The organism is Pseudoalteromonas sp. FUC4 (assembly GCF_008370255.1).
Taxonomy (GTDB): Bacteria; Pseudomonadota; Gammaproteobacteria; order Enterobacterales; family Alteromonadaceae; genus Pseudoalteromonas.
In genome coordinates this window covers 749,643-762,522 of sequence record NZ_SEUI01000001.1, presented here as the reverse complement: position 1 = coordinate 762,522, position 12,880 = coordinate 749,643, and the positions used below count along the sequence as shown (strand labels likewise).

Below are 12,880 nucleotides of genomic sequence, written 5' to 3'. Positions count from 1 at the left end.
TTTTTAACGACGTCATAGTGCAATTTAATTCGTTAAATTGATCAAAGATTTATGTAGATTGGTATAAGCTTTAAAAACGAAATACACGTCTTAAGCCAACTAATGGCAATAACAATAGTGTATACCAAGGGAAGCTAGCAGAGTTACGCTCATAGACTTCAGCCTCTGGTGGAGCACAGTTTTCTACTTCACCATTTGCGATTGGCGTTAGTTTAACTGCAACTGCAATACTCTCATATTCAATTTCGCCATTTACATCAGTTACTACACCACCTAAAGAATCTAGCTTTTCAACTGTCTTGGTCGCAGTACCAAATATTTCATTATTTTCGTTAATAGATGTGGCTTCGGCCATTGTATAAGCGTAATTAGTTTCTCCATCGGTATCAAAACAAGGCAGTAAATCGTTTAAATTAGTGATTTTATCTTCACCAATTTTATAAATAAATGCTTCTTTACGACGTGTATTATCAGAAACCCCCACTTCACCTTCACCAACAATATAACCTTGATTATTTATATCGTTACCGTAAGAGCTTGAACTTGAAAAGTAGTCGGTTGGAAAAACGGTATTACCGGTTGCTATATCATGATAGAAGAACTTGTTACGAAGCGTACCTTCAATACGCTTAGTTGCATAACCTGTAATTACATCATTATCATTAATTGCAATTGATTTACCAGCCTGCCAGTCATCTTCTTGATCAATAAAATCTGTAACTGCACCGTCTTTAAAATAAACTGGCATTGTTAGGATCGTATCGTCATTTTTGTAATAACGCGTATTCGATGAACCTACAATTATACCATTACTATTAACTGCTAAAGCAGTACTTGCAAAAGCGTCATCTTCAGTTTCACCTTCATCAGGTGTAAGCGCTAAACCGAGCTCTTTAACAGAAATAACATTCAGTGATTCGTCAAGTTCCCATTTAACAGCACGTTTATTAAATAAACCTCGTGAAATATTAGTATTTAATAAGTTGATACATACTGACGCTGGCTCGTCTTCGTTATCACAGTTATCATCAATATTATCTTGTCTGTCGTCAGGGATACTTGTAGACATATTGCCTACAACAGTATATCCACTGTTTGTTTTAACAATATCGTTAGCACGACTTGTGCCGCCGTATTCATTAAACTCTGGTTCTAATGGAACTTTGATCATGCCATCAGCGCTTATTACAATCCCACGCTCTATAAATTCATGAGTAAACCATGTTTCTGCTTCATCATCGCCATCGGGTGTAAAAGATACTTTATTGTAAGGAGCACTGCCCCAACCGACTGTTACACCATCTTCACTGACTGCATTATATATATTCGATGTTGAACGAGTAAGCCCATCATAGTCAAGTGATGCTATATCGAACAATGGTTGCTCTATTACTTGTGTGTCACTATATTTTACGCCAACTAAGGAACTTAATTTCTGATATTCAAAATTTGTAGGAATTGAAGATAAAAAACTAACCATAAAAGTATGCGCATCAGCATTGGTGAACACTGCATCATTATTTTCAATGTCATCAAGTGTAAAAGTAATTTCTTTATCACTTAATTCAAATGCAGCTTCTGTATTATCATAGCTATTTTCAATAATACTTTCAGTAAAATCTATATAGCTGATATCAATAGGTAAACTGTATAAACCATTTGCGAAACCAATGATATGCCCGCTTTCGCTTACATCTGTTACATAAGAGTATTTAGCGTCTTCAAGAGTCCCTAATTCACTTAACTGGTACGTTGCACTTGTTGCTGTAGTGCTTAATGTCGCTAAAATACTAGCAGCGAGTAATTTATATTTCATTTTAGTCCTTACTACTGATTCTGTAATTCTTCAAGTTCTTCCCAGCGCTCAAGGGCAGCTTCAAGGTCAGACTCAAGTTGTGCTAAATGGTTCAATGCTTTAGTTGTTACATCACTTTCTTGTTTAAAAAAATCTGAGTCACTAACTACAGCTTGTTGAGCTTCTATTTCAGCTTCTAGTTTTTCCATTTTATTCGGTAGTTGCTCTAATTCAAGTTTTAATTTGTAAGAGAGTTTATTTGTTTTAGCTGCTGGTTTTGCAGCTGGAGCGGCTACTTTTTCAACTTTTTTTACTGGTTGTTGCTGAATTTTTTTTTCTTGTTCAGCTAAGTAACTTACATAGGCTTCATAGTCGCTATAACCACCGACTATATCTGTTACTTTACCATTGCCTTCAAATGCCCAAACACTCGAACATGTATTATCAATAAATTCTCGGTCATGACTTACAATCAGCACTGTACCTTGATATTGATTAATAATGTCCTCGAGTAACTCTAACGTTTCAATATCCAAGTCATTCGTTGGCTCATCGAGAACAAGTATATTAGATGGTTTTAGAAACAGTTTAGCTAATAGCAGTCTATTTTTTTCACCACCAGAGAGTGCTTTAACCGGTGTTCGAGCGCGTGCTGGCGGGAATAAAAAGTCTTGCAGGTAACCTAAAACATGGCGTGAACGACCGCCCATCATCACTTCTTGTTTACCTTCGGCAACGTTATCTTGAACAGTTGCTTCTTCGTCAAGTTTTTCACGGTATTGGTCAAAGTAAGCAAACTCTAAATTAACACCTTGCTTAGTAATACCACTATCTGGTTCTAAATCACCAAACATTAGTTTTAATAATGTTGTTTTACCAATACCATTTGGGCCTACTAGGCCGATTCTGTCGCCACGCATTACAAGTGTTGAAAAATCATCAGCAATAACTTTATCTTTAAATGCATGGCAAAGGTTCTTAGCTTCAAATACTAACTTACCAGAGCGATCAGCTGTTTCAATATTAAAGTCAGTTTTTCCAACTTGATCAACACGTTGCTTGCGCTCATTACGAAGCTGCTTTAGCTCTCGTACACGCCCTTCGTTACGCGTTCTTCGCGCTTTAACACCCTGGCGAATCCACGTTTCTTCTTCTGCTAAACGCTTATCAAACAATGCATTTTGTGCTTCTTCTACTTTTAAATCATGCGCTTTTTGCTCTAGATAAGTCGCGTAATCACCTGGGTATGAAATAAGTTTACCGCGATCTAAATCTAAAATACGCGTGGCAACAGCACGAATAAACGCACGGTCATGCGATATAAATACAATGCCGCCTTTAAATTCTTTTAAAAACTGTTCAAGCCACATTACACTTGCCATATCTAAATGGTTTGTTGGCTCATCTAGTAATAATAAGTCAGGCTCACTTACAAGTGCACGCGCAAGAGCTACTTTACGTAACCAGCCACCAGAAAGAGACTCAAGTTTAGCCTCTGGTGTTAATTCTAATTGTGTCAAAACTAATTGAATTCGGCTATCGAAGCGCCAACCATCAGCGGCTTCAAGTTGGTTTGATAAGCGTTCAAGTTTATTTAATAACTTATCAGTACATTGTGTTTGAAGTTCGTTGCTAACATGATGAAAATCAATGAGTAGGTTAGCAATTTCCGGCATACCCTGCGCAACGTAATCAAATACAGTTCCGCTTGCACCTTTTGGTGGATCTTGCTCTAAGCGAGAAATTCGAATGCCACCTAGCTGATTTATTTCACCATCATCTAAAACAACTTGTCCATCAAGTACTTTTAATAGTGTTGATTTACCCGCACCATTTCGACCAACAACACACACCCGTTCGCCACTTTCTATAACGGCATCTGCTTTGTTAAGCAAAGCATGTGTACCAAAAGCAAGTTGTGCTTTTAAAATTCTAATTAAATCCATAGTTCTTATTTGCTCTTATTCTGCTTGTGCTAAAAATTCGCGCACAGTGTATAAAGTAAAAGGCCAAAATAATTTCTCGCCTTTTTCACTTTTTAATACCGGAATAGTAATTTGATACTCAGCAATAAGCTGCTCATCAGTCATAATATCGATTAGTAATAATTCACTCGAGTCACCAAGTACCTCAGTGATAAGTTGCTCAGCTTGTTCGCACAAGTGGCAACCGTCAGTGTGATATAAAACCCATTTAGCCATGCGTAATTAGCCAGCTATTATGGATTTTTTTATTACGTTTAAAGTCGGGTGATAATGTTTTATCTGAAATATTAACGGCTTTTAAACCTAAACCAATCAAGCCAACTTCATCCATCACAAAGCCACGTTTGTTATTAGAGAAAATCAACGTACCTGAAGGGCTTAAAATCTTTTTAACCCAGGTTAATAATTTAATATGATCGCTCTGCACATCAAATGCATCTTTCATACGTTTTGAATTTGAAAACGTTGGAGGATCTAAGAATATAAAATCGTATTGCGCCGTTGCATGCTCTAACCATTTTAAACAATCAGCTTGTTCAAAGCGGTAACGTGTATTACTAATACCATTTAAGTCAAAGTTATCTTGACCCCATTTTAAATAGGTCTTTGATAAATCAACTGTTGTAATCGCTTTAGCGCCACCAAGAGCTGCGTGTACAGAGGCCGTACCTGTGTATGCGAATAAGTTTAAAAAACGCTTATCTTTAGCGTTTTCTTGAATGTAGCGGCGCATTAAACGGTGATCTAAAAACAAGCCCGTGTCTAAGTAGTCAAATAAGTTAACTTTAAACTTAGCACCAAACTCCTCAACAACCATAGTCCGGTTTTGTTTTGCCATGGCTGTATATTGATCTTCGCCCTTTTGCTTTTTACGTACTTTTACAGCAATGTTTTCAGGCGAAATTTCTAGCTGTTGAGCTGTTAAGCTGATTACGTCTTGCAGGCGTTTTTCTGATGTTTGTTCGTCTATTTCTTTAGGCGCTGCGTATTCGAAAATAACCGCAGAATCACCATAAATATCTACAGCAACATTGTACTCAGGGATATCAGCTTCATAAACACGATAAGCGTCTACTTTATTTTGTTTAAGCCAGTTCTTTAAGCCTTGCTTATTCTTTTTCAATCTATTTGCGAATGACGTAGAGCCCTCAAAATTAAGTGCTTTTTTATCATCAGTGGTCAAACTTACTTGCTTATCATCTAATTGATATAAGTTAAGTTCAACATCAAGTGGGCCATTTTTAAACTTATAACGCTTAAGGCGCACGAGTTTTAAAAGTTTAAATAAGCTCTCGTCCATACCTAGTAAGGCAAGTTTCCAATGATTAAAGTGCTTTTTAAAGCCAACACCTAAATTACGGTGTAAGTCAACAAGCTCAGCCATAGAGCCAATACGCTCACCGTAAGGTAAGTTTGAAATTACAACACCCGGTAACTTTGCAACAGCAGTAAGTTTAGTTGCATCACTTTGCTTAAACTTAATAATATCATCAAGCTCAGCACGTTTGGCATTATCAATCGCTTTATTTAAAACTTGTTCATCGTAATCGTGGCCAATTAACCACAATTTAGGATCGGTAATGTTGCCAAGTAACTCTTCTTTAAGTTCTTTAAACTTAGCGGCTCTAAAACTTGGTAAACGCTCAAAAGCAAAGCCTTCACGAAATAATCCCGGTGCTTCGTTTCGTGCCATGCCAGCCGCTTCGATTAAAATAGTACCCGCACCACAACATGGATCGAATAAAGGTTGTTTTACATTATCAAGCCAACCACTTCGTTTAATTAATGCAGCAGCTAAATGCTCTTTAATGGGTGCTTTACCTTGACCTTGACGGTAACCACGTTCTGACAAACGAGGGCCCGAATAGTCAATATACATAGAAACGCCGTAACGATTTAATCGTGCAACAACGCGCACATTTGCATCTTGCTTGTCAACGTTAGGACGCTGCTCGTATAAATCATTAAAGTAGTCAACAATCGCATCTTTTATTACAAGGCCCGAAAATTGTGTGTTTTTTAATGAGTCATTGGTACCGTTGAAGTCGACAGCGAATGTTTGAGTTGGTCCAAACCACTCTTGCCAAGGTTGCGAGCGCGCAAAATTGTACAGGCTATTCTTGTCATCTACGCCTTCTTTTTCTTCAATAAGCATAAGCACACGCGTTGCAAAACGACTTGATAAACAAACCTTTTGCGCCAGTAATGAGTCAGCCTCAAAACGAACAGAACCAACAGTTTGCTTAGACACAGTTGCGCCAAGTTCTGTTAGTTCATCAACCAATAAATTTTCGATTCCGATAGAAGTAAGTGCGATAAATTGCAAAGTAATAACCCTTAATAGCTAATTGCGCAGGATTATAACATAGGTTGAGTGACAAACACGCCATAAAGACACGCTTAAGACTTAAATTTGGTTAGGCAGTTTGACTTTGGTATTGCTGGTTTAGAATGGGGTGGACTCGATTATTCAAAATACGGATTACTTCAAATTGTGCTAAAGATAAATTTTCGTCTAATTTAAAGGTTTCGCTTAAATTTAAGCAAATAGATGCATCAGGGCAATGCTCTACAATTAAAAAATCACCAGTCTGCGCTTTAGATGTTAATTTAACTATTGCTTCTACACTTGGCTCTGTTCCAGTGTACTCTTCAAAAAACCAGCTTTTTGATAAAACGGGTTTGAGGTGATATTTAACCGCGGTTGCATTTAATGATATTTGACAAATTTGAGCCGAAGACCACAATTCAAATCCATCTAAATAGTTATAAACTTGTTCATAAAATGCAGCATCTTCTAAACTAAAACGTGGATTTTTAAAAACAGAATCGGTGAGTTGTCTTAATTTATAGGGCGTACATAATTGCATGTCGTCATTTAAATCAAGTAGTAAACGATTTTTATTAGGACAAGTAATCCACTGCCATTGCTTTGATGCTTGTAACATTTACTCCTCCTTGGGTATGTTGAATAATTATTGCTCACAGTATAACCGCTTTTGACCACTTTTAAAATGCTTGCTTAGAACATTTATCGAGCGATCAAAAGCTTAGATAACTGATCCTTATAAGCCGTTAACGATCGACTTTACCAATTGTGGACCTTTGTAGATGAACCCAGTATAAACCTGGACTAAATTTGCGCCTGCATCTAACTTTTCTTTTGCAGATTGCGCATCATCTATTCCGCCTACTCCGATAATTGGTAATTTACCTTGTGTTAAGCGTTTCAATTCACTCACTACCTCTGTAGAACGCATTCTAACTGGGTGACCTGATAAACCGCCCGCCTCTTCTGCATATTGCTGGCCCATAACTGCAGCTCGCTCAAGCGTGGTGTTGGTGGCAATTACACCATCGATTTTATTATTTAAAAGTGATTCACTTACTTGTTGTATTTGAATTTGATCTAGATCCGGTGCAATTTTTACAAGCATAGGCACTTGTTTATTATGCTTTGCAACTAAATCTAACTGTTCGTTTTTAAGACTTTGCAGTAAATCATCAAGTGCTGCGCCATATTGTAAATCACGAAGTCCAGGTGTATTTGGTGATGAAATATTTACGGTAATGTATGAGGCGTGCTCAAATACTTTACGCATACAATGAATATAGTCATCTTTACCTTGTTCATTTGGCGTATCTTTATTTTTACCAATATTAATACCAAGTATGCCGGTGTATTTTGCTGCTTTTACATTTGCAACTAAGTTATCAACGCCTTTATTGTTAAAACCCATACGGTTAATAATAGCGTTTGATTCTGGCAGCCTAAAAATACGAGGTTTATCATTACCCGCTTGAGGACGCGGTGTAATAGTTCCAACTTCAATAAAACCAAAGCCCATTTGGCTGAATGCATCAATACATTCTGCATTTTTATCAAGGCCAGCTGCTAGCCCTACAGGGTTTTTAAATTTAAGACCTAAAAAATCTACTGGCTTATCAGAGATATTTTGCGACCAAGCTAAATTCAAAGGTGTATTGGTAAAACGACGAAGATTATTAAGTGCAAACTCATGCGCCCACTCCGCATCACGGGTAAACATAAAACGGCGAGCTAAATCATAAAACATCAATATAATCCTCTTTTTTAAATTTTAGACAAAAAAATACCTCAGACAAGGCTGAGGTATTGTATAACAATTTTAACAATCAGTTATTTATTTACTAAACAATTAACTGATTAAAGCTAAATTATTTTCCTGATGTATCACAATTATGGCTTAGTAGCATAAGTTCACGAAGTGCAACCGAGAACTTAGCAAAGTCGTGGCTTTGTGATGTTTTAAACTCAGCCAGCATTTGTTTCCAGCGTTGAAGTAATAAATCTTGGCTATCCATCCACTCATCTATTTGACTATCAACATCGCTCTCATCACCTTCAAAGCTATTTAATACAACTTCAGATAACGTACGTTGCTGCCAATCAAGCTCTTCTCGATAAGACGAGCGAGCAAGTGCTTGCCAATGATTCACTACTGGTTGCTTAGTTATTTGTTCTAAGAACCAATGCAGACCCATTCTTGCACCTAGTTTAAAGTAAGTATTGGACACCATAGAAATACTCTTACCTGAACTATTAGCAACTTCTGCTAAATCCATCACAGAGAATAAGCTTGATAAAGAAACAATACGCTTAGCTATATCTGTTGGAACGCCTGCATCAATTAACTTATTAGCTTCAATTACAATACGATCATTTTCTTTTTCAATCATATATGTATTTAAGTTATCGCTTAAATCTTTGAATGTTGGCGCAAAGAATTCAATTCCTTGTTCAATCGTTTGTGACTTATTACGGTGACGTAAGAACCAACGCGTTGCACGGCGCACAGTACGACGAAGTTGGTAAAGCATTTCAGTTTGAACAGCTGCTGGTATTTTATTATCAAGTGCACTAATAGAAGACCATGTTTCACGCATTTCAAAGATTTCGCTAGCAATTGAATAACACATTGCTATTTCAGCTTCATTAGCACCGGTTTCTTCATGCATACGTACCATAAAGTTTAAACCCATATCGTTAACGATACTGTTTGCAAGTTTAGTTGCAATAATTTCTTTACGAAGTGGGTGGTTGTTCATCGCATCGTTAAACTTCTCACGCAATGGACGTGGGAATGACTTAACAAGCAATTGACGATAGTAAGGGTTTTCAGTAATTTCATCACTTACTAAAGACTCTTTTAATACCATTTTTGCGTAAGACACTAGCACTGAAAGTTCAGGACGAGTTAAGTCTTTACCTGCAGCAGCGCGTTCTGCCAATTCTTCATCACTTGGAATAAATTCGATAGCACGGTTTAACTTGCCTTCTTTTTCAAGCGCATGAATAAAGCGAATCTTTTCTTTGAGTGTTGAAGTACCTTTAGACTGCGTAATTGAAATAGTATGTGTTTGACGGTAACAGTCTTTTAATACTAATTCAGATACTTCATCTGTCATAGAGTAAAGTAGCTCATCACGTTGTTTACGTGTTAAATCACCTTCAGCAACTAAGCCATTAAGTAATATCTTAATGTTAACTTCGTTATCTGAACAGGCAACACCCCCTACGTTATCAATAAAGTCAGTATTAACACGACCACCCTTAGCTGCAAATTCAACACGACCTAATTGCGTTGCACCTAAATTACCGCCCTCACCTATTATTTTAGCGCCTAAATCTCGACCGTTGATACGTAGTGCATCGTTTGCACGATCCCCTACATCGGCATCAGTTTCTTTAGAGTGTTTAATGTATGTACCAATACCGCCATTCCACAGTAAATCAAACTCCATCATTAATGAGGCTTTCATTAACTCATTTGGAGTCATACTAGCTTTTTTAGTGCCCAACATTTTTTTCATTTCTGGGCTAAGCGTAATTGATTTAGCTGCACGAGAGAACACACCACCGCCGGCAGAAATTAACTCTTTATTGTAATCTTCCCAAGATGAACGCGGCATATTAAATAAACGTTCGCGCTCTGGATAAGAAGTTGCAGCATCTGGGTTAGGATCAACAAAAATGTGCATATGGTTAAAGGCAACTTGTAGACGAATATGCTTAGATAACAGCATACCATTACCAAATACATCACCTGCCATATCGCCAATTGCTACTACTGTAAAGTCGGTAGTTTGACAATCAATATCCATTTCACGGAAATGTCGTTTAACTGACTCCCATGCACCTTTCGCTGTAATACCCATTTTCTTATGGTCATAACCAACCGAGCCACCAGATGCGAATGCATCACCTAGCCAGAAATTGTATTCGTTAGCAATGCCATTTGCGATATCAGAAAAAGTAGCTGTTCCTTTATCCGCTGCAACTACTAGGTAAGCATCATCTTCATCGTGACGAACAACATCGCGCGCTGGTACTATTTCACCGCGTTCAATATTATCAGTAATATCTAAAAGACCACGGATAAAGATTTTATAACACTCTTGGCCTTCTTTAATAAACGCTTCGCGCTCAGTCGGTAGTTGTTTACATACAAAGCCACCTTTAGAACCAACAGGTACGATTACTGTATTTTTAACTTGTTGTGCTTTAACTAAGCCAAGTACTTCAGTACGGAAATCTTCACGACGGTCAGACCAACGCAGACCACCACGCGCTACTTTACCGTAACGTAAATGCACTCCTTCTACACGCGGAGAATAAACAAAAATCTCAAATGCTGGAAGAGGAAGCGGTACATCAGGAATTAAGCTAGGTTGTATTTTAAATGATACATACGACTTAAACTGACCTGCATCATCTTTTTGGAAATAATTAGTACGAAGCGTTGCAACAATCATATCGACGTATAAACGAATAATACGATCATCATCTAGGTTTGCTACATTTTCAAGTTCTAAATAGATTTGTGTGCTTAGCTTTTCAAGTGTTTTAGCACTTGCAGGGCTTTTAATTGAGAACTTTTTAGCAAATAAATTTACAATTTGCGCAGCAATATTTGGATAGTTAGCAAACGTACTTTCAATGTAAGTCTGAGAGAACGTAACACCAATTTGACGCATATATTTAGCGTATGCACGTAAAATAGATGCTTCGCGGCCTGTTAGGCCACCCATTAACACTAAACGGTTAAAACCATCGTTTTCAAGGCGGTTGCCCCAAACATTTGTTAATGCAGCGCGAAAACGTGCTGAAATTTTATCAAAATCTGCCATCCCTTTACTGTCAATAAGCATCGAGAAGTCCATGATCCAGTTGATACGACCATCGCTAGTTTTAACTGAATATGGTGTTTCACCCACAACGCGAAGGCCAAAGTTTTCAAGCATTGGCATAACATCAGATAAGTGAATCGGCTCATCTTTATGGAACAAGCTTAATCGTACAATATTGCTGTTTGCTTCTTCTTGAGGACGGTAAAACAACATTTCTAGTTTGTTTTCATCGCTAAGTAGTTCTAACTTCTCAATATCAACAACCGCAGCACTTGGAAGCACTTCATCTTTGTATGAGCGTGCAAACGCATTACAGTATTTACGATTTAAATCGTTACCGCGTGCTTCGCCCGCAGACTCTAAAAGAGCAGATTGAAGTTTATCTTCCCACGTACGTGCTGCTTCTACTAAATTGTTTTCGATGTCTTTCACGTTATATTCGATCTTGTTGTCGGTCACACGAACGGTGTAATGAGTACGCGCCAGTGTTGACTCAGAGAAATAAGTAGTAAATTCGACTTTATCGTCAGAATTAAATGCATTAGCTAATATATCTTGCGTTTCACGACGAAGAGCCGTGTTATAACGCTCGCGAGGTACATAAACCATACAAGATAAAAAGCGACCATACGCATCTTTACGTACAAACAAGCGACACATATCGCGCTCTTGTACTTGTAAAACACCCATAGCAACTTCAAGTAGCTCACTTTCGCGCGCTTGGACAAGCTCATCACGTGGGTAGGTCTCTAAAATGTTTAAAACAGCTTTGTAAGCGTGAGTACCTTTAGCAAAATCACACATTTCCATAATGCGATTAATTTTACTTTTTAACACAGGCACATCTGTAGCGCTGTTATTGTAAAAGCTTGATGAGAACAAACCAATAAAGCGGTCTTCTCCAATTACATTACCTTCATCGTCGAAACGCTTAATACCTACATAATCAATGTAAGCTGGGCGGTGAACGCGAGAAACAGAGTTAGTTTTAGTTAAGATCAATAAGTTGCTGCTACGTGCTTCTTGGCGAGCAACTTCTGGTAATTCTGATAATAATCGTGTGTGTTCTTCAGTAGAATTTTTCATCAAGCCAAGGCTTGATTCCATTTTACCTTTTAATTGGTAATCACCTTGAACTGGGCTTAATTCATATTCACGGTAACCCATTAGGGTAAAGTTATCTTTAGCTAACCAATCTAAAAACTCAGTTGTTTCTGACACTTCTTCTTTTGTTTTATTATGATGGCGCTTAGGTAACTCTTTGGTCACTGCCATCAATTTTTTACGGATTGGTTGCCAATCATCAACAGCAACGGACACATCAACAAGAACCGATTCTAACTCTTTTTTGAAAGACTCAATCACAGAAGAATCTGTCTGACGGTCGATTTCAATAAAGAATACGGTTTTAGTAGATGAAGATTCTTGCTCTGCTTTTAAATTTGATAATCCAGAAATTTTAGCGTTTGTATCGCGCTTAATTTTTAATGGGCAATGAAGTAATAAGTGAGAGGCGATATTTTCACGAGTCATGGCCATACGAACAGAATCAACTAAAAAAGGCATGTCTTTAGTAATAATTTCTACAATTGTATGCGATGACTGCCAGCCATCTTTTGCCACTTCAGGGTTGAAAACGCGGATAAAAGCGTCGTCGGTAGTATTTTTTTCTAGTGCGTTCCAAAGGCTTAATGCTGCGCCATATAGGTCACTATCGTTGCGATTTGCCAAATCCTCTTTAGACATGTTGCTGTACAAGGCTTTGGCGAATTTCTCAACGAGTAACACATTATCAGCGCGAACTTTTTTCTGGATCAGCTTACAGACATTATCTAGGATAACCGAGGCTTGGCCTTCATTTCGTGTCATTGTATGTTCCTTAATCTATTACTGCTCAGGAGCAGAAATTTGTACAGCTATTCATTAGCGT

General features: G+C 37.7%; 7 protein-coding genes. All 7 read right to left on the bottom strand.

Features of this window, described 5'->3' with window-relative positions; all coding sequences use genetic code 11:
- Positions 1 to 70: 70 nt before the first annotated feature.
- The 7 genes from EU510_RS03410 to EU510_RS03380 all read right to left on the bottom strand — a co-directional run bounded on the left by EU510_RS03410 (position 71) and on the right by EU510_RS03380 (position 12,819).
- Entirely contained in the window at positions 71 to 1,816 is a 1,746-nt protein-coding gene (locus tag EU510_RS03410) for a DUF3466 family protein (RefSeq protein ID WP_149592260.1), read from the bottom strand.
- Positions 1,817 to 1,827: 11 nt separating this feature from the next.
- On the bottom strand, positions 1,828 to 3,741 hold the full coding sequence (locus tag EU510_RS03405) for an ABC transporter ATP-binding protein (RefSeq protein ID WP_149592259.1): 1,914 nt from the start codon (positions 3,739 to 3,741) through the stop codon (positions 1,828 to 1,830).
- 15 nt (positions 3,742 to 3,756) lie between these two features.
- The gene (locus EU510_RS03400; RefSeq protein ID WP_149592258.1) at positions 3,757 to 3,996 is read right to left on the bottom strand and encodes a glutaredoxin family protein; all 240 of its coding nucleotides are present in this window, start codon (positions 3,994 to 3,996) and stop codon (positions 3,757 to 3,759) included.
- Positions 3,989 to 6,106: a bifunctional 23S rRNA (guanine(2069)-N(7))-methyltransferase RlmK/23S rRNA (guanine(2445)-N(2))-methyltransferase RlmL gene (gene rlmKL / locus EU510_RS03395; protein WP_149592257.1), complete on the bottom strand. Its 2,118-nt coding sequence runs from the start codon at positions 6,104 to 6,106 to the stop codon at positions 3,989 to 3,991. The genes EU510_RS03400 and rlmKL overlap by 8 nt, the downstream gene beginning before the upstream one ends.
- A gap of 91 nt (positions 6,107 to 6,197) precedes the next feature.
- A complete protein-coding gene (locus tag EU510_RS03390; protein WP_149592256.1) occupies positions 6,198 to 6,728 on the bottom strand; it encodes a cell division protein ZapC in 531 nt (176 codons plus the stop codon).
- A 117-nt stretch (positions 6,729 to 6,845) separates the two neighbouring features.
- Entirely contained in the window at positions 6,846 to 7,856 is a 1,011-nt protein-coding gene (gene pyrD, locus EU510_RS03385; RefSeq protein WP_149592255.1) for a quinone-dependent dihydroorotate dehydrogenase, read from the bottom strand.
- A 121-nt stretch (positions 7,857 to 7,977) separates the two neighbouring features.
- A complete protein-coding gene (locus tag EU510_RS03380) occupies positions 7,978 to 12,819 on the bottom strand; it encodes an NAD-glutamate dehydrogenase (protein WP_149592254.1) in 4,842 nt (1,613 codons plus the stop codon).
- Positions 12,820 to 12,880 lie beyond the last annotated feature (61 nt).

Coding starts and splice junctions, on each gene's coding strand:
- EU510_RS03410 (WP_149592260.1), bottom strand. CDS start 1,816: ATGAAATATAAATTACTCGCTGCTAGTATTTTAGCGACATTAAGCACT.
- EU510_RS03405 (WP_149592259.1), bottom strand. CDS start 3,741: ATGGATTTAATTAGAATTTTAAAAGCACAACTTGCTTTTGGTACACAT.
- EU510_RS03400 (WP_149592258.1), bottom strand. CDS start 3,996: ATGGCTAAATGGGTTTTATATCACACTGACGGTTGCCACTTGTGCGAA.
- EU510_RS03390 (WP_149592256.1), bottom strand. CDS start 6,728: ATGTTACAAGCATCAAAGCAATGGCAGTGGATTACTTGTCCTAATAAA.
- pyrD (WP_149592255.1), bottom strand. CDS start 7,856: ATGTTTTATGATTTAGCTCGCCGTTTTATGTTTACCCGTGATGCGGAG.
- EU510_RS03380 (WP_149592254.1), bottom strand. CDS start 12,819: ATGACACGAAATGAAGGCCAAGCCTCGGTTATCCTAGATAATGTCTGT.